The organism is Zhihengliuella halotolerans (assembly GCF_004217565.1).
GTDB lineage: Bacteria > Actinomycetota > Actinomycetes > Actinomycetales > Micrococcaceae > Zhihengliuella > Zhihengliuella halotolerans.
Map to the genome: position 1 here is coordinate 794291 of NZ_SHLA01000001.1, position 16616 is coordinate 810906.

Annotated in this window: 15 protein-coding genes; 10 read left to right on the forward strand and 5 right to left on the reverse strand. The window is 68.5% G+C overall.

All coding sequences use genetic code 11. The features are described from left to right. Positions 1 to 4 precede the first annotated feature (4 nt). The 3 genes from EV380_RS03490 to EV380_RS03500 all read left to right on the forward strand — a co-directional run bounded on the left by EV380_RS03490 (position 5) and on the right by EV380_RS03500 (position 4597). Positions 5 to 2740, forward strand: a complete 2736-nt coding sequence (locus tag EV380_RS03490; RefSeq protein WP_130449377.1) for a bifunctional acetate--CoA ligase family protein/GNAT family N-acetyltransferase — start codon at positions 5 to 7, stop codon at positions 2738 to 2740. A 77-nt stretch (positions 2741 to 2817) separates the two neighbouring features. Next, positions 2818 to 3438, forward strand: coding sequence for a DUF5998 family protein (locus EV380_RS03495; protein WP_207219297.1), 621 nt, complete (start codon positions 2818 to 2820; stop codon positions 3436 to 3438). 7 nt (positions 3439 to 3445) lie between these two features. Further along, the gene (locus EV380_RS03500; RefSeq protein ID WP_130449379.1) at positions 3446 to 4597 is read left to right on the forward strand and encodes an alkaline phosphatase family protein; all 1152 of its coding nucleotides are present in this window, start codon (positions 3446 to 3448) and stop codon (positions 4595 to 4597) included. Here EV380_RS03500 and sepH read toward each other — a convergent pair. Next, positions 4594 to 5772: a septation protein SepH gene (gene sepH, locus EV380_RS03505; RefSeq protein WP_130449381.1), complete on the reverse strand. Its 1179-nt coding sequence runs from the start codon at positions 5770 to 5772 to the stop codon at positions 4594 to 4596. The two genes, EV380_RS03500 and sepH, sit on opposite strands and share 4 nt — an antisense overlap. Before the next feature lie 285 nt (positions 5773 to 6057). On the opposite strand from sepH, the gene EV380_RS03510 reads away from it, so the two are divergent. Beyond that, positions 6058 to 6357, forward strand: coding sequence for a DUF4193 domain-containing protein (locus tag EV380_RS03510; RefSeq protein ID WP_102161544.1), 300 nt, complete (start codon positions 6058 to 6060; stop codon positions 6355 to 6357). A gap of 106 nt (positions 6358 to 6463) precedes the next feature. Here the strand turns inward: EV380_RS03510 and EV380_RS03515 are convergent, their stop codons facing one another. Continuing rightward, positions 6464 to 6958, reverse strand: a complete 495-nt coding sequence (locus tag EV380_RS03515) for a DUF3093 domain-containing protein (RefSeq protein ID WP_102161542.1) — start codon at positions 6956 to 6958, stop codon at positions 6464 to 6466. 86 nt (positions 6959 to 7044) lie between these two features. On the opposite strand from EV380_RS03515, the gene dut reads away from it, so the two are divergent. The 4 genes from dut (at position 7045) to EV380_RS03535 (ending at position 9500) form a co-directional block, all read left to right on the forward strand. Further along, positions 7045 to 7530, forward strand: coding sequence for a dUTP diphosphatase (dut, locus tag EV380_RS03520; protein WP_242607489.1), 486 nt, complete (start codon positions 7045 to 7047; stop codon positions 7528 to 7530). Between the two features lie 83 nt (positions 7531 to 7613). Beyond that, the gene (locus tag EV380_RS03525; RefSeq protein ID WP_130449383.1) at positions 7614 to 8321 is read left to right on the forward strand and encodes a DUF3710 domain-containing protein; all 708 of its coding nucleotides are present in this window, start codon (positions 7614 to 7616) and stop codon (positions 8319 to 8321) included. 34 nt (positions 8322 to 8355) lie between these two features. Next, a complete protein-coding gene (locus EV380_RS03530; RefSeq protein ID WP_130449385.1) occupies positions 8356 to 8766 on the forward strand; it encodes a hypothetical protein in 411 nt (136 codons plus the stop codon). After that, positions 8763 to 9500 carry a DUF3159 domain-containing protein gene (locus EV380_RS03535; protein ID WP_130449387.1) on the forward strand — a complete coding sequence of 246 codons (738 nt, stop codon included), beginning with the start codon at positions 8763 to 8765 and terminating at the stop codon, positions 9498 to 9500. Before EV380_RS03530 ends, EV380_RS03535 begins: the two co-directional genes overlap by 4 nt. A gap of 90 nt (positions 9501 to 9590) precedes the next feature. Here the strand turns inward: EV380_RS03535 and EV380_RS03540 are convergent, their stop codons facing one another. From EV380_RS03540 to EV380_RS03550, 3 genes are all read right to left on the reverse strand, one after another. Continuing rightward, on the reverse strand, positions 9591 to 11423 hold the full coding sequence (locus EV380_RS03540; protein ID WP_130449389.1) for an HNH endonuclease signature motif containing protein: 1833 nt from the start codon (positions 11421 to 11423) through the stop codon (positions 9591 to 9593). A 148-nt stretch (positions 11424 to 11571) separates the two neighbouring features. Then, positions 11572 to 12234, reverse strand: coding sequence for a potassium channel family protein (locus EV380_RS03545; protein WP_102161521.1), 663 nt, complete (start codon positions 12232 to 12234; stop codon positions 11572 to 11574). Then, a complete protein-coding gene (locus tag EV380_RS03550; protein WP_102161518.1) occupies positions 12231 to 12950 on the reverse strand; it encodes a potassium channel family protein in 720 nt (239 codons plus the stop codon). The genes EV380_RS03545 and EV380_RS03550 overlap by 4 nt, the downstream gene beginning before the upstream one ends. Before the next feature lie 156 nt (positions 12951 to 13106). On the opposite strand from EV380_RS03550, the gene EV380_RS03555 reads away from it, so the two are divergent. Both EV380_RS03555 and EV380_RS03560 read left to right on the forward strand, forming a co-directional pair. Further along, complete coding sequence (locus EV380_RS03555; RefSeq protein WP_130449391.1) at positions 13107 to 15125, forward strand: APC family permease; 2019 nt, start codon at positions 13107 to 13109, stop codon at positions 15123 to 15125. Then, positions 15122 to 16540 carry a class I SAM-dependent RNA methyltransferase gene (locus tag EV380_RS03560; RefSeq protein ID WP_130449393.1) on the forward strand — a complete coding sequence of 473 codons (1419 nt, stop codon included), beginning with the start codon at positions 15122 to 15124 and terminating at the stop codon, positions 16538 to 16540. Before EV380_RS03555 ends, EV380_RS03560 begins: the two co-directional genes overlap by 4 nt. The last annotated feature ends 76 nt before the right edge of the window (positions 16541 to 16616 follow it).

Consider the following 16616-nt stretch of genomic DNA (forward strand, 5'->3'; position numbering starts at 1 on the left):
GCCTATGGCGGAGCAAGGCGAAAACGGCGAATATCCGGCCCACTGGGAGGCTGATGTCGTCCTGCGCGACGGTTCGACGGCACACCTGCGCCCGATCGCCCCCACGGACGCCGCCGAGCTGCAGCGGTTGCACACGTCGCAGTCCGAGAAATCGATCTACCTGCGCTTTTTCACGTACAAGTCCAAGCTGACCTCCAAGGAGCTGGCACGGTTCACCCGCGTCGACCACCGGGACCGGGTCGCGTTCGTCACCGTCCGCGGCGGGGCCATCATCGGGGTCGGTCGCTACGACCGCCTCGACGACCCCGCCGAGGCGGAGGTCGCGTTCAATATCGCGGACAATGCCCAGGGCAAGGGCGTCGGCTCGATCCTGCTCGAGCACCTGGCCGCGGCGGCCCGCGAGAACGGCATCGAGCGTTTCAGCGCCGAGGTGCTGCCCGAGAACCGGAAAATGCTCACCGTGTTCGCCGAGGCCGGCTACGAGGTCGGGCGCAGGTTCGACGACGGCGTCGTCGCCCTGGAGTTCCCCATCGACCCGACCGCCCGGTCCCGCGCCGTCATGGAGGCCCGCGAACACCGGGCCGAGGCCCGGAGCCTCGCCGGGCTGCTCGCCCCGCGCTCGGTCGCCGTCATCGGTGCGAGCCGCGAGTGGGGATCGCCCGGCCACACCCTGCTGACCAACCTGATCGAGGGCGGCTTCGACGGACCTGTCTACGGCATCAACCCCGATGCCCTCGAAATCGCCGGCATGGTCTCCTACGCCCGCATCGGAGACGTTCCGGGCGACGTTGATCTGGCCGTCATCGCGGTGCCGCGCACGGAGCTGGAAGCGGTCGTGGCAGACTGCGCTGCTCAGGGGGTCCGCGGCGTCGTCGTCATCACGGCCGGATTCGACGCTGCCGGTGAGGACTCGGCCGCGCAGCAGCGCGAACTCGTCCGCGTCGCCCGCAGCAACGGCATGCGTCTCGTGGGGCCGGCGTCCCTGGGTCTCATCAACACTGCCTCAGGTGTCAGGCTGAACGCCTCGGTGGCCCCGGGCATGCCGAAGGCAGGCACTCTCGGGCTCTTCAGCCAGTCGGCCGCGATGGGCGTCATCCTGTTCACCACGGCCAGCCGCCGCGGCGTGGGCGTCTCGAACGTCGTCTCAGCGGGAAACCGGGCGGACGTCTCCGGCAACGATGCGATGCAATTCTGGGAGGACGACGAGTCGACCTCCGCCGTCGGACTGTATCTGGAGAGTTTCGGCAACCCGCGTAAGTTCTCCCGCATCGCCCGCCGGCTCTCGCGCTCCAAACCCGTCATCGTCGCCAAGAGCGACTACATGGGGGTGCGGCTGCCCCCGGGACACGCCGTGCGCACCACGCAGGCCCCGCTCGGCGCGGTCGACGAGATGCTGCGCCAGTCCGGCGTCATCCGGGTCCAGACCAGCGAGCAACTGATGGATATCGCGCAGATCGTCGCGAGCCAGCCGTTGCCGGAAGGCGGCCGGGTCGCCGTCGTGGCGAACTCCGAGTCACTCGTCGACAACGTCGCGGACGCCGCTGGCCAGCACGGCCTCGAACCGACGCATACGAACGGTTCACTGCAACTCGACGACGGCCAGTCGCGCGCCCTGCCGCGCCTGAACCGGGCGCTCGCCGAGGCGCTCGAACCGGCCGACGTCGACGCTGGGCTCCTCGTGCTGCTTCCCGTGCGCGGAATCGCCGTCGAGACATTGGCCCGCGCCGCCTACGACGCCGGTCGGGCCGCTGGCAAACCCGTCGTCGTCGCGTTCGCCGGCCAACTCGACCCGGCGTTCCCCGCGGAGGGTGTCCTTGAAGAGGGGGAGGGGCCCGCCGTCGCGTCCGCCCAGGACGCGGACGTCGCCGCCCTCCAGCCAGCCATCCCCTATTTCGCCAGCCCGGGGCAGGCTGCGGCCGCGCTGGGGCGGATCGCGGCCTACGTGAAGTGGCGGGAGCGCGACTTCGGCGAGCCGGTCGAGGTTCCCGACGCCGACGTCGACCGGGCCGAGTCGCTGCTCGCCGGCTATCTGGGCCGCGTGGCCGACGCGGAGTTGCTCCGCCTGGACCGAGGGCAGGTCGCCGAGCTGCTCGGCTGCTACGGCATCTCCGTGCTGGAGTCCGCGCCGTTCGACACCGAGGATGAGGCCGCAGCCGCCGCCGGACGCGTCGGGTACCCGGTCGCACTGAAAACGACCGACGAGCACCTGCGGCACCGGCTCGATCTCGGCGGGGTCCGCTTGAACATCTACGACGAGGAGAGCCTACGCGGGAACATCCGGCACATGCGCAGCATCCTCGAGCCCTTCGGGGTCGTCGGGCTCGAGCTGCAGGCCATGGCCGAATCGGGGCAGGGCTGCGTGGTCCGGGCCCTCGAAGATCCGCTGCTCGGCCCGCTCGTCTCCTACGGCCTGGCCGGGGACGCCGTGAACCTGCTGGACGACTGGGCCCACGTCATCCCGCCGTTGAGCAGCACGGACCTCGCGGAATTCATCCGCCGCCCGCGGGCGGCGCGGAAACTGTTCGGATACCAAGGGCTGCCCGCGGTCGATGTCGCCGCGCTCGAGGACGTGCTCAACCGAGTCGCGACGCTCAAGGACCAGCATCCTGAGGTCGCGCTGCTCGAGCTCAACCCCGTCCTGGTGTCCGCCCGCGGCGTGACGGTCCTGTCAGCCGACGTGCGGATCGGCAATCCGGCCGAGCGCACGGACAGCGCTCGGCGGGCGATGTCGAAATACTGAGTACCGTCCCGCGTCATCCGACCGGCCGCCGACGCCCTGATACTTCGGAATCGCGCGGCGTCGATAGACTGGAACCTATGTTCTCGCGACCCCAGAACCCATCGGATGCACTAGACGCGCTACCCGCCCTGCGCCACAGCCTCAGCCGGGCCGGTTTCTACCCCCAGCTGGTCGAAGACGTCGTCGTGGACGCCCTCGACTCGGATGTGCCTGTGGATCATTTCATCCATCTCGAAACCCACTTCGACCGCGACGAGGTGCACCGTCACATCACCGCTCTCGTGCTCACTCACGACGTCCTCGTGATCGTCCACGTCGACGACCAGCAGCTCGACGACAAGGGCGACCACGTCGCGGCCCAGGCCTCCACCGAGACGGTCCCGGTCGCGCGCATCGGGTCGGTCCTGCTCAGCTCGGTCTACCACCAGCCACAGGACTACAAGTCCGGAGATCCGGTACGCGAGATGACCTTGGCCATCGCCTGGTCCGGGGGCCAGCGCCTCGATTTGATGCCGGCCGGCTGCTCGGACGCGCAGTGCGACGCCGACCACGGCTACACGGGCACGGTCGCCCGCGAGGACCTCGTCCTGCGGATCAGCGCGGAGGCCGACGGGCCCACGGCCGTCGAAGACGCCCGCCGATTCGCCCGCGCCCTGCGCAAGATCAACACCGCTGCCGCACTCGGACGTCGGGCCTAGCCGCCGGATGTCGTCCTCCGAGCTGCCCGCGGTTCCCCGCTACGACGGTGCGCACCTGCGCCATGTCCTGCCCAGCTCCGCCGCCGTGCTGGGCGTCCCGGGCTACGAGAACACCCTGGGTCTGCCGGCTGCCCGGCGCGTCTGCGTCGTCATGGTCGACGGGCTCGGCCTGTCCCTGTTGAAGGCTCGCGGTGGGCACGCCCCGTTCCTGCGTCGCGCGCTGGAATCGAACCGGACGTTGGACGTGTCTTTCCCGACGACAACGGCCGCGTCGCTCGCGAGCTTCGCCACCGGTGCGACGCCGGCAGAGCACGGCATCGTCGGGTACGACGTCGTCGACCCCGGCACCGGGCACGTGGTCAACCAGCTCGGAAACTGGCCCGGCTGGCTCGACCCGGTCCAGTGGCAGCCGCATCCGACGGTGCTCGAGCGCGCCGCCGAGGTGGTCGGCGTCACGACGGTGAGCCTGCCCGAGTTCGCGTCCTCGCAGTTGACCCGTGCGGCCCTGCGCGGGGGGGATTTCGTGGGCGCCCGCTCGGTTCAGGCGCGTGTGCGTGCGGCCTCCGAGTCCCTCGCGAAGCATGAGCGGTCGCTCGTCTACCTGTACTTCAACGAGCTCGACAAGACGGGCCACCGCCACGGGGCCGGGTCTCTGAAGTGGGGCGAGCAGCTCGAGGAGCTGGACTTTGCTCTGCGGACGCTGACCAAGCGCCTGCCGGCGTCGACTCTTGTCCTGCTCACAGCCGACCACGGGATGGTCGACGTCCCGGTGAAACAGCGCATCGACTACTCGCTGCACGCGGATCTGGTGGCCGGGGTCGAGCTCACGGCGGGGGAGCCGCGAGCCGTGCAGCTGCACGTGGCGGACCCGGCGCGGGCGGACCGTGTCGCGGATGCTTGGCGTGCGCACTTCGGCGCCAAGGTCTGGGTGCTCACGCGCGACGAAGCCGTCGCGGGCGGCTACTTCGGTTCAGAACTGCGCGACGGCGTCGCCGCCCGGATCGGCGACGTTCTGGTGTTGGCGCGTGAGCACGAGCTGGCGCTCTACGACGGGCGCCGGGTCGCCCCGCACGCCTTCGACATGGTGGGCCAGCACGGCTCGCTCACGCGCGCTGAGCGCGAGGTGCCGCTGCTGACGCTTGCGACGCCGAGGGGCTAGTCCGTCTTCTTCCCGAAGACGATCTCGTCCCAGCTGGGTACCGAGGAGCGCTTCGGCTTCTGGCGCTTGGGCTCCGGGTCGTCCCCGTTCTGGTCGGCCCCGTCGCGTGCGGACTCGGACTCTTCGGAGGCGACGCGGTCGGCGAAACGCAAGGCGCGGAGGTTCGGTACGAGCGTGACCTCGGTCGTGTCGGTGCTGACCCCGTCGTGCAGGCGCGGGACGTTGTCGTGCTCATCCTCGTCGGCGAAGCCCAAACGGCGGGCCTCGTCGTCATCCGCGAAGTCCTCGTCCCGCGGGTGCGCGGCCGGGATGCCCTGGGTGAGCATCGTCGCGAGCATGTCGTCGCCGTCCTCGTCCTCACCGAGGCGCTGCCCGCGGCGGGCGCGGAGAATCTCAAGGAACTCGTCCTGGGCGCGGGACTCGTCGGTCTCGATGCCGGGGGCCGACGATGCGGAGGGCGGTGCCTGCTCGGCATCGGCCTCCACATCGAACGGCCGGTCCTTCACCGCGGTCAGACGGCGTGCCGTCAGCGGCGAGTCCAACGGTTCCAGCTCCGACAGGACCTGAGACCAGCGATTGGTGTTCTGGAGCAGCTTGCGGGCGGGGTGGAAGATCCAACGGGCCGGCGGTTCCTCGCCGATGGAGGCGTGCTTGGCATCGTCGGGTGAGGTGAAGGTGGCGGTGACATCCCATGCGCCATCCGAGCGGCGGGCCGCGTCCCACTCGACGCTCTCAGCGGGGACTCCGAACCCGGCGAGCCGCACGCCGACCATGTCGCCGAGGTTGGCCGGTTCGTCACCGAAAGCCGAGCGGTAGGCGTCGTGCCCCTGTGGACCGGAGACCTCGATGTTACGGGCCTGCTGTGCGACGAATTCGCGTTCGGCGTAGACGGGGCCGGCATAGCGCATGATGCCGTCCAAGGGCAGGCCAGTCTCCTCCGCGAGGGCCTCGGCCGAGGCACCGGACCGGATCCGGGCCTGGATCTCGCGAGGGGACAACGGCTGCGGTTGTTCGCCCGTCTCCGCCGATCGCCCGGCGGCCGCGCGGTTGTTCGATCGGACGACGGCGGTGCGCAAAGCCTCGTCGAGGGGCAATTGGTAGGTCACGCCCTCGTCGGACGCCACCAAAAGGTGCTCACCATCCTCGTGGACACCCACAAGCCGGAGTTGCTGCATTCCAAGTCCTCCACACGCCGTTGACTGCTTCCTCAAACTCTGCCATTGCGGCGGGTGGTTTCGGGTGATTTTGGGCGGTGTGGCGCGGGCTGAGGGGCGGGAATAGAAGGGTCCCCGGCGGGGGTTGTGGTATCGGTGGAAGAAATGATTGGCTTTTTCAGCCCTGATGGTGAACAATCTGTGCGTCACGGGCACTCGAAGCCACAGTGTCAGCTGCTCCAGGGTCACCTGCGAGCAGAAAAGTACAAAGTACAGCAGCTAACACCGGAGCGTGATTGAAAGAATATGGCGACCGACTACGATGCGCCGCGGAAGAACGACGACGAGCTCAACGAGGATTCGATCGAGGAGCTGAAGGGCCGGCGTTCCGATAAGCAGTCTTCCGTCGTCGACGAGGATGAGGCGGAGACCGCTGACAGCTACGAGCTCCCGGGAGCCGACCTCTCCGGCGAGGAGCTCCTGGTGCGGGTCCTGCCCGCCCAGTCCGACGAGTTCACGTGCGCCTCGTGCTTCCTCGTGCGCCACCGTTCCCAGGTGGCCAAGGAGAAGGGCGGCCTCTTCTACTGCAAGGATTGCGAGGGCTAGAACGTCCCTCGACGCGCACGGTGAGAAATGACGACGGCGGCGCACCCCACCCGGGGTGTGCCGCCGTCGTCATTCTGCCGGTCGCTCGCGGTCCGGCGGGTGGGCGCTATCGCCCGGATTCGAGCGCCGCGACGAGCTCTTCGGGGCGTCGAGTGCTCGTGATCCAGTAGGGCGTTGAATCGGCTGGGTCGGTGATCTCCAGTGTCACGACCGGGTCGATCCAGCCGCGGAAGCACATGAACGCCGTCCCGTTGAGTTTCGGGCCGCGGGCGTCCTGGGCATCGTCGCCGCGGAAGGCCGCCGCCTCGCCGATGTAACGCCGTTCGATCCGGGCGCGCCCGACCCGCACCCACTCGTCCGTGATCTCGATCTTGCCGCCGGTGAGCGTGTGGTTGATCGTGATAATCGTCAGTACTCCGGCGACGATCGAACCGCCGATCAGGCCGGCGCCGAGGCTGATCGGCAGGAAGATGACGAAGCCGGCCCCGCCCGTCCCGGCGACGAGGATCCAGATCCACCACGCGGGCCAGAGGTACTCGTGGTAGGTCGGCCCAGGGGAGCGGGCCGGTTCGGTGCTCTTCGAATCAGTCGTTTCAGGCATGGCACCAGTCTAGGTTCACGCGCGCGGTGAAAGTGACTAGAGTGATGTGCGTCCCGAACCACCCGAAGGCAGGAGCAGAGCGGCGCATGGCGGCCGAACACGACACCACCCTTGAAGTTGAACTGAAGATGCTCGATGCGGGCATCGAGCCGCCGTCGTACGCCCATCCGGGCGACGCCGGCGCCGACTTGCGCGCCCGCGTCGATGTGGCGCTCGCGCCGGGGGAGCGGGCTCTGGTTCCGACGGGTGTCTCGCTCGCGCTGCCGTTCGGCTACGTGGCGCTGATCCATCCCCGTTCGGGTTTGGCGACCAAGCACGGTCTGACCGTCGTGAACGCGCCAGGTACCGTCGATGCCGGTTACCGCGGAGAGATCGCGGTGACGCTGCTGAACACGGACGCGAATACCCCGATCGAGCTCAAGCGCGGCGATCGTATCGCGCAGATGGTCATTCAGAAGGTCGAGACGGCACGCTTCGTGCCCGTGGACGAGCTGCCGGATTCGGTACGCGGCGCCGGCGGCTTCGGGTCGACCGGCGGATTCGCTCCGGCGGCCGCCGCGCACCGCGGCTGAACACTGTCCAGACGGCGCCGCGGGCACGGCCGGCGGTCAGGCTGGCGACATAAGATGGCCGGGAGACTGGCACGAGGAGCAGCATGATTTTCAAGCGCAAGAAGCGCGTGGCCGACACGGCCGAGGACCAGGGCACGGACGAGTCGCAGGCTACCGATCCTGCGCGACCGGCGGCGGGACCCTTCGACGGTGACGAGCATTCGGATCGAGACGGGTACTTGGACCTGGGGTCGCTGCTGATCGAGCCCGTCGAGGGCATGCAGATGCGCCTCGAGGTCGAGGATAAGACCAAGCGCGTCATCGCTGTCGCCCTCGAGCTGGATGGATCTCGCCTGCAGCTTCAGGTCTTCGCCGCGCCAAAGTCCGAGGGCTTGTGGCCGCGCATTCAGGAGCAGATCGGTACCAGTATCGACAAGCAGGGCGGCAAGACCGATAAGGTCAACGGCCGTTTCGGCGAGGAACTCGTCGCCCGTGTACCGGCCAAGCGTCCGGACGGCACGGAGGGGTTCATGGTCGCTCGTTTCCTGGGTTACGACGGCCCTCGCTGGTTCCTTCGCGGCGTCATCGGCGGCCCGGCCGCCCTCGACCGCGCGAAGGCGCAGGTGCTCGAAGAACGTATGGCGCGGGCCATCGTCGTCCGGGGAGACTCGCCCATGCCGCCGTCGGAACTACTGCCGCTCAAGGTTCCCGAGGGCGCGGTACCGCGCACGAACGAGGACCCCGAGGCTGACGGCACTGAGCAAGGGCTGAAGGCTCCACAGCGCGGCCCTGAGACTACCGAGATCGGCTGAGATCGTAGTGGGCGAACAACCCATGATTTCCGACGTGACGACTGGCGCGGCCCAGCAGCTGGAGGGCGTCCGCCAGTGCCTTCGGATCGAAGACCTCCCGTCGCGTGGGCGTGTCACGACTGGTGGTTTCATCGAGTACGTCCGCTACCCGGCGGCCAACCAGGCGCCGGAATTCTCCGCGAGCATCGTCGACGGCCCGGCTGGTCCCGGCGGTCGCCGTGCACCAGCGGTGCGGATGATGGTCGTCTGGCACGGACAGCGCACGGTTCCCGGGGTCGAGCAGGGCGTCTGGCTGCGTGTCGTCGGCGCCATATCTCAGGAGAAGGGCATCACGACCATGTACGACCCCAACTATGAGATCTTGGCTTCGAAGAGGGAACTGCAGGACAACCCGACGATCAAGCGCCAGGTCAAAAGCCACCTCGATGGAAAGGCGACGAAATGAGCGCGGTCAAGGGACCCGGAGACGCCCAGGGCGGCACGGGAGAAACTCCTGAGCAGCCCACCCCAGAGCAGCTGGCTCGACAGGTTGCAGCTCGGTCCGGGGTCCAGCGCCGGGGCGACGGACAGGTCGATGTCCTCGCAACCATCGGTGGCCTGCGTGGCCTCGTGGAGGCAATTGGCCCGGGTCTGATTTTCATCGTCGTCTTCACCGTCACCCAGCAGTTGGACGTCGCGCTGATCGGCGCGCTCGGCATCGCCGCCGTTCTGACGATCATCCGGCTCATCCAGCGTCAGTCGCTGACGCAGGCCCTCGCCGGGCTCGCGGGAGTCGTGATCTGCGCCTTGTTCGCCCGCACGACGGGGGCGGCGCGCGACTTCTACGTGCCCGGGTTTCTCACCAACGTCGGCTACGGCGCCGCCCTCATCATCTCGATCTTCGTGAAGTGGCCCTTGATGGGGGTCGTTTTCGGTTTCATCCGCGGCGAAGGACTCGACTGGCGTCAAGCCCCGGCGCGCGTTCGCGCGTATTCGATTGCCACCTGGATCATCGTCGCGGTGTTTACTGCCCGTCTCGCCGTCCAGCTTCCGCTGTACTATGCCTCGGCCGACGACGGCGGTGCGCTCACCGCGCTCGGCTCGGCCCGCCTCATCATGGGCGTGCCGCTTTATGCGATGGGCCTGTGGCTGGCCTGGATGCTTTCCCGCCCGCGAGAAGCTCGTGGGCCGGTAGCCTGACACAATTTGAGGCGGTCGTTTCGTGCGTGATGACGTGCGGAACGGCCGCTGTCGTCTACCCGGCTTCCGTCGAGGTGCGTCCTGTGCGTGTCATCCGCTCCGGTGCCGGTCCGGCTCGGGGAAGGCTCGCCGGATCGGTGCGTCAGGCGGTTCGGGCGGGTCGTCCCCGCCACTGCCTCCACCCCCGCTGCCGTTTCCGCTGTCGCCGGCCCCGCTACTGCCAGGACCGGGTCCGTGCGCGCTTTGCGCGTTTCGGTTGGGCGTGGTCTTGATGGCGTGGGCGGTGAGGATTCTGGCCCGTTGCCGGGTGTGGGAGGTCGCGGCGGGTACGAAGGTTCCGCCCGGGTCCAGCCAGGGCGGTGCTTTGACATGGACAATGCCGTTTCGCATTTGGATGTCCCAGCCGTTCTTGTCGAGGCTGTGGTGGTGGTGCCAGCAGAGGAGGACCCCGTTTTCGATCGTGGTCTTCCCACCCCGAGCCCAGGGACTCACGTGGTGGACTTCGCACCAGGCGGCCCGGATCGTGCAGTTCGGGATCACGCATCCGCCGTCTCGGGCCGCGATCGCCCGGCGTTGGTGCCCCGTGAAGGTGCGTTCCTTCGCGCCGAGGCCGATGATGCGGCCGTTGGTGTCGAACACGACTTTCTGCACGGCCCCGGTGCACGCGGTGCGGTGGGCGACCCGCGACGAGACCGGCACATCGATGCCCTCGAGTTGGGCGTAGCCCTGCGGGTCCTGCAGGTCTTCGGCATTCACATGCACGAGCAGGGTCGCGGTGTCACCGCCGAGGTGCGGGGTCTCTTCGCACCGCGACGCGGCCTGGACCACGGTCATGAGGATGTCGTGGCGTTTCTGCGCCGCCGTCCGCGTATCTAACACCGTTGCACCGGTGATTGCGGTGGCGTTCGAATCGGTCCCCGCCGCGTCGTCAGTGTTCGGGTCCGCGCCGGCCGCGTTCGCTTCGGCACGGCCAGTGTTCGAGTCAGGGCCAGCAGTCTCGTCGCCGGTGCCGGTGGTGCGGGCGGCGGGGTTCGAGTGGGCGTCGAAGACGCGCTGCAGGTGCGCGGCGACTTCGGGCAGCAACCACCCGGTCAACGGCACGAGCCCGTCCCTGGGAGAACCGAGCGTGAGCGAGCGTTTGCCGTGGGCTCGTTCCTCGGCGGGGTCCGGGCCGTCCTGGTCCAGGCAGGCACCCCACTGATGGGCGAGCTTGACCATCTGCGGGTAGCTCAACGCCAACCCCTCCTCCGGCACCACCGCGCCCGCGGGATCGGCCGCCGGGTTGTCTGGGTTAGGGGGGTCCTCTGAGTTGGCGGGGTTGTCAGGTGTGTTCTCGCTGCCGTCCTGTTCAGTCTGGGCCTGCCGGAGCAGCCGGGCCGCGAGGGCGCCGGTCGCCGCGTCGACGAGTTCAGCCTCCGCCTCGGCGAGTATGGCCGGGTCGGCACGCCGGGCGACCTTGTTCAACATCCCCGTCACCAGGGCCGCGGTCTCGGGATCGACCCGGCCCTGATGCAGGGCGGCGGCCACGTGCGGGAACTTCGGCTCCACCAGCGCACCGCTCACGCTGAACGCGGGACGGGTATCAGCGTCCAGGGCGATCCGGCGTTTGAGCTGCCCGTACGACAGGCGGGTGAGGCGCTGGAGCAACTCGACCTCGGTTCGGCACCCCAACCGGGCCGAGAGTCGGTCCTCACCCAACGACTTCTCCGACCGTACCGCGACCTCGCCGGCATTCCGGATTCGAAGCGCGTCCAGATGCCGGCCAGCGGCTTCTGCTGCGCGGGTGGCCTCGATCAGCGCCTCATCACCCTGGGCAGCCAGCTCATCAGCCGCACCTCCGAGCGCCGCGATCACGACGCGCGCCCGGTCCGCCGGCGAGAGACCGGCGTACGTTTCCGGGTTCAACAGGAGGGCTGCTTCCATGAACTAATCCTAGTACAAGGCTTCGAAAAACGGAAGAGATTTTGGTACTTTTTAGAATGAAAACCGGCGCGTGGATACTGGTAAAAACTCGCTGAACGGCCCTAAGTGCACCCCGTGTAACGCGGAGGTGTTCGAACGTACCGAAACGCTAGTCGGTCGCGCGCAGGGTCGCCCGCAGTTCGTCCTCGGCGGCAATCGCCGTGATGAAGAACATCTCGTCGCCCGCCTCGACGACGTCGTCCGCACTCGGCACGATGGGCACCTCGTCCCGAAGCAACGCCACCACGGCTGAGTCCTCCGGCCAGTGCAGCGATCCCAGCGTCTTGCCGATGATGGGCGAATCCGACGGGACCGTGAACTCAACCATCGACGTCTCGCCGGTGCGCAGTGTCAGCAGGCGCACGAGGTCGCCGATCTCCACGGCCTCCTCGACGAGTGCCGTCATCAGGCGCGGAGTGTTCACGGCGACGTCGACGCCCCATGAGTCGTTGAACATCCAGTCATTCTTCGGATTGTTCACGCGACCCACGGTGCGCCCGATACCGAACTCGCTCTTCGCCAGCAGCGAGACGACGAGGTTGACCTTGTCGTCACCCGTGGCCGACACGACGACATCGGTGTCGTCCAGTCCGGCGGCCTGCAAGACCGTCAGCTCGCACGCGTCGCCGATGAGCCACTCCGCGTCGCTGAGGTCACTGCGGCCCATGGATTCCGGTTTCTCGTCGATTAGGAGGACCGTATGGCCGTGCGACATGAGCTCGCGCGCAATAGAGGACCCGACACTTCCCGCGCCAACGATGGCAACCTTCACTGCTCGTCCTCCTGGGCATCGGTCTTGTCCGGTCGTGTCGATGTTCCCGGCCTGCCCGCCGGCGGTTTGGAGAGCACGCGGTCGATGTCCCCTGTCGAGTCGACGGGCATCATGGCATGAAGAATGTCCCCTTCCTGCAGCCGCGTCTTCGGCGTGGGGACGATGCCCTGACCGAATCGCGTCAGGTAGGCGACGCGCAGTTGTGCCGCCTCCTCAATCTCCGTCAAGAGTTTGCCGTACCAGTCGCGGTGCAGGCCCACCTCGCCGAGCAGGAGGCGACCCGAGGCCTCCCGGAAGTCGCCCTGGACGCCGGTCTCGGGCAGGATCCGCCGCAGGACCTGGTCCGCGCTCCAGCGAACGGCCGCGACTGTGGGGATGCCGAGCCGCTGGTAGATCTCCGCGCGGCCGGGGTCATAGATGCGCGCCACCACGTGGGGAACGTTGTAGGTCTCGCGAGCGACGCGTGTGGCCACGATGTTGGAGTTGTCGCCGCTGGAAACCGCAGCGAAAGCGTAGGCCTCCTCGATGCCGGCGCGTTCGAGGGTGTCGCGGTCGAAACCGACGCCAGTCACGCGGCGGCCCGAGTAGTGCTGCCCCAACCGGCGGAAGGCCCGCTCGTCCTGATCGATGATGGCCACGGAGTGGCCCGCTTCGTCGAGGGTGTGGGCGAGCGTCACGCCGACGCGGCCTGCGCCCATGATGACGAAATGCGGCATGTCTTTCCTCCGCTGGTGAGGCGTCTCGCGGTCTGGGACCGCACGAATATTCAGCCCCTAGTGTGTCACGTGCAGCCGCGTGATCGGCGTGTGCCCGCGCCGCTGCCCGCGCGCCGAGGAATGACACAGCGCGGGCAACAGGCTAACTTTGACGAAGTGTTGACGTTTCTCGAAGCACTCAAGCGGGTCCTGGTCGGGCGGCCCTTTGAGACCGAAACCCAGAAGCGGACCCCGTTGCGGCGGTTCGCCGCCCTCGGCAAGCTGAGCTCGAACGCGCTGTCCTCCGTGGCGTACGCGCCCGACGAGATCCTGTTGACTCTCGCCATCGCGGGCATGAGCGCGATCCATTTCTCGCCGCTCGTCGGCGCCGCGGTCATGGTCGTCATGTTCGTCATCATCGCCTCCTACCGCCAATCCGTTAAGGCCTACCCGGGCGGTGGCGGTGACTACATCATCGCCAGCAGGAATCTGGGGCCGCGGGCAGGTACGACGACGGGGGCGGCGCTCCTGATCGACTTCGTCCTGACGGTCGCCGTGTCCATGTCGGCGGCGGCCCACTATCTCGTCGCCGCCCTGCCGCAGTTGCAGGGAAGCCGGGCCGAGATCGCGGCATGGGGCGTGGCCCTGCTGGCGTTCGCAAGCCTGCGCGGCCTGGGACGGTCGCGCTGGGCGCAGATCGTGCCGACCTACCTTTTCGTGGCCGGCGTCCTCGTGATGCTCGTCGTCGGTTCGATCCTCGCGGCGCTGGGCCAGCTCGGGCAGGCGCCGAGCGCTGAATTCACGATCGCCCCGCAGGCCGGATTCGAGGAGGGCCTGACCGGCTTCTTCGGTGCCCTCCTGATTCTGCGCGCCTTCTCGACGGGTTCGGCCGCCCTCACCGGCATCGAGGCGCCGTCGAGCAGCGTGCCTGATATGGCACCGCCGCGTGCCAGAAATGCGGCGGCAGTCCTCGTCTGGCTCGGCATCGTGGCCGCCGTACTCACCCTCGGCACGCTCTTCCTCGCCGAGGCCACGGGTGTGCGGCTGGTCGAGTTCCCGCACGAGTCACTGCGGCTCGACGGCGGACCGATCCCGGAGTCCTACTTCCAGATCCCCGTCCTCGGCCAGCTCGCCATGGCGGTCTTCGGCGCGGGAACGTTCGGCTTCGTCGCCATTCTGGTCCTGACGATCTGGGTGCTATGGACGGCCGGCGCGTCAGCGTTCAAGTCCTTCCCGTTCCTCGCATCGCTGCTCGCCATCGACGGCTACCTGCCGCGCCAGCTGCGCACGCGCGGCGACCGGCTCGGATACAGCAACGGCATCGTCGCGCTCGCGGTTGCGGCCATCGCGCTCGTGCTGATCTTCGATGCCCATCTTCCCGGCCTGATTCAGATGTACGTGATCGGCGTCTTCGTGGCATTCACGCTCAGTCAGCTCGGGATGCTCACGCACTGGAAGCGGAAGTACGTGCAGACGCCCAGCCGCTCGGCTCGTGCCAAGATCGGCCGTTCCCGGCTGCTGAACCTCGTCGGATTCGTGCTCTCCGCAGCGGTGCTCGCCGTCGTGCTGATCACCAAGTTTGTTCACGGAGCGTGGCTGGCTGTCGTCGCGATCGTCCTGCTGTACCTGATCATGTTCTCCCTGCACCGCCACTACGAAGCCGTCGACCGCGAGCTGGCCATCGATCCGGACGCGGAGGCGAAGGCGCTGCCGGCTCGCGTGCACGCGATCATCCTGGTCTCTTCGGTGCGTAAACCCGTGCTGCGGGCGCTCGCCTTCGCCCGGGCGTCCCGCCCCTCGAAGCTCGACGCGATCGTCGTCGACATCGAGGAGGAGAGGACCCGGCGGACCGTCGAGAAGTGGGAGGCCCTGGGCATCCCCGTCCCGCTGACGGTGCTCGCCTCGCCCTACCGCGAGGTTGCCCCGCCGTTGCTGGACTACATCAAGGGCATCAAGCGCGACGCCCCGCGCGACCTCGTCGTCGTCTACGTTCCCGAGTACGTTGTCGGGCGCTGGTGGGAGCAGTTGGTGCACAACCAGACCGCCCTGCGCATCAAGGCCCGCCTGCACTTCGAGCCGGGCGTCGTCGTCGCGTCCGTACCGTGGCAGCTCTCCTCCGAAACCCACGGCCGCGCGATCTTCGACGACGGCCCGAATTCCCCGCGCCCCGCAGACCACAGCAAGGACCCCCAGTGACCCAACCCGCCGCACCCGAGTCCGCGCCGCACGTCGAACTCACGATCGGCCCGGTCGCCCACGGCGGCCACTTCGTCTCCCGCCACGAGGGTCGCGTCGTCTTCGTCCGGCACGGACTGCCCGGCGAGCGGGTGCGCGCCAGGTTGACCGAGCACGACGACGGCGCCCGCTTCTGGCGCGCTGACGTCGTCGATGTGCTCGACGCCAGTTCCGATCGGCAGGACCACGTCTGGGATCAGGCCGACGCGCTCGTCGCCGCGCGTGCGTCGATTCACGTCGCCGGCGGCGCCGAGTTCGGACACATCAGGCTCGATGCCCAGCGCCGGCTCAAAGCTGAGGTCTTCGCCGAGCACCTCGAGCGTGGCGCCGGGATCGACGCGGCGGCCCTCGGTTTCGCTGGCGTCGAGGCCGTCGCCCGCGAAGACGAGCTCGGGCGCTTCTGGCGGACCCGGATGGCTTTCGCCGTGGATGCCGGCGGGCGCCTGTCCATGCATCCGCATCGCAGCGACGAGCTCGTCGCCGTCACGTCGATGCCGCTGGCGAGCCGTGAGATCCAGCGGCTGAGCCCGTGGGACGTCGACTTCTCGGGGTTCGCTCGCGTCGAAATCGCCGCTCCGGCCGGCGGCGACGAGGCGCTCGTGCTGCTCGTGCCTGTCGAAGGGCAGAACGACGCGGCCGGCGTCCGGCGCGCGGCGCGCGCCGTCATGGCGCAGCTGCCGTTGAGCGCATCGGTGGCCGTCTTGACGCAATCCGGTGGTTCCGCCGCCGACGGCCGTGGCGCGCTTCAGCGCATCTCCGGGCGGACCTGGCTCTCGGAATCCGTCGAGCTCGCTTCCGGCGACACCCACGACTACCGCGTGACGGGGGAGGGATTCTGGCAGATCCACCGCGCCGCGCCGGCGACACTGACGGAGGCCGTACTGGGGATCGTGGCGCCAGAGCCCGGCCAGGCCGTGGCCGACCTCTACGCCGGGGCGGGCCTCTTCACCCTGCCGTTGGCCGAGCGGGTCGGCGCCGGCGGACGGGTGCTTTCGATCGAAGGCGCGCCCGGAACAAGCAAGGACGCGAGGCGGAATCTGCACGAGTACCGTCAGGCGCTGATCGCCCAGGGGCGTGTGGAGCGCACGTTACGCGACCAACTTCAGCGGCTCTCCGGGGGGAGGGGCACCCGCGAGCTTGACGCCGTCGTGCTCGATCCGCCACGCGCGGGAGCGGGCAAGCGCGCCGTGGAGTTGATCGCGGCGGCGAAGCCGGCGAAGATCGCCTACGTGTCGTGCGATCCGGCCTCCTTCGCCCGGGATACCGCGGATCTGCGCCGCCGCGGGTACGAGCTGGTAGCGGCCCGGGTCTTCGATTTGTACCCGAATACGCACCACCTGGAGACGGTCGGGCATTTCGCCCGGGTCCGCCCCTGAGGCGTGGGGCACGTGAACCGATAGACTTGGCGGTAGCTCTGCCGCGATCCATCCGTCTTGTGTTGGTTAGGTATTC

Coding starts and splice junctions, on each gene's coding strand:
- EV380_RS03490 (WP_130449377.1), top strand. CDS start 5: ATGGCGGAGCAAGGCGAAAACGGCGAATATCCGGCCCACTGGGAGGCT.
- EV380_RS03495 (WP_207219297.1), top strand. CDS start 2,818: ATGTTCTCGCGACCCCAGAACCCATCGGATGCACTAGACGCGCTACCC.
- EV380_RS03500 (WP_130449379.1), top strand. CDS start 3,446: ATGTCGTCCTCCGAGCTGCCCGCGGTTCCCCGCTACGACGGTGCGCAC.
- sepH (WP_130449381.1), bottom strand. CDS start 5,772: ATGCAGCAACTCCGGCTTGTGGGTGTCCACGAGGATGGTGAGCACCTT.
- EV380_RS03510 (WP_102161544.1), top strand. CDS start 6,058: ATGGCGACCGACTACGATGCGCCGCGGAAGAACGACGACGAGCTCAAC.
- EV380_RS03515 (WP_102161542.1), bottom strand. CDS start 6,958: ATGCCTGAAACGACTGATTCGAAGAGCACCGAACCGGCCCGCTCCCCT.
- dut (WP_242607489.1), top strand. CDS start 7,045: ATGGCGGCCGAACACGACACCACCCTTGAAGTTGAACTGAAGATGCTC.
- EV380_RS03525 (WP_130449383.1), top strand. CDS start 7,614: ATGATTTTCAAGCGCAAGAAGCGCGTGGCCGACACGGCCGAGGACCAG.
- EV380_RS03535 (WP_130449387.1), top strand. CDS start 8,763: ATGAGCGCGGTCAAGGGACCCGGAGACGCCCAGGGCGGCACGGGAGAA.
- EV380_RS03540 (WP_130449389.1), bottom strand. CDS start 11,423: ATGGAAGCAGCCCTCCTGTTGAACCCGGAAACGTACGCCGGTCTCTCG.
- EV380_RS03550 (WP_102161518.1), bottom strand. CDS start 12,950: ATGCCGCATTTCGTCATCATGGGCGCAGGCCGCGTCGGCGTGACGCTC.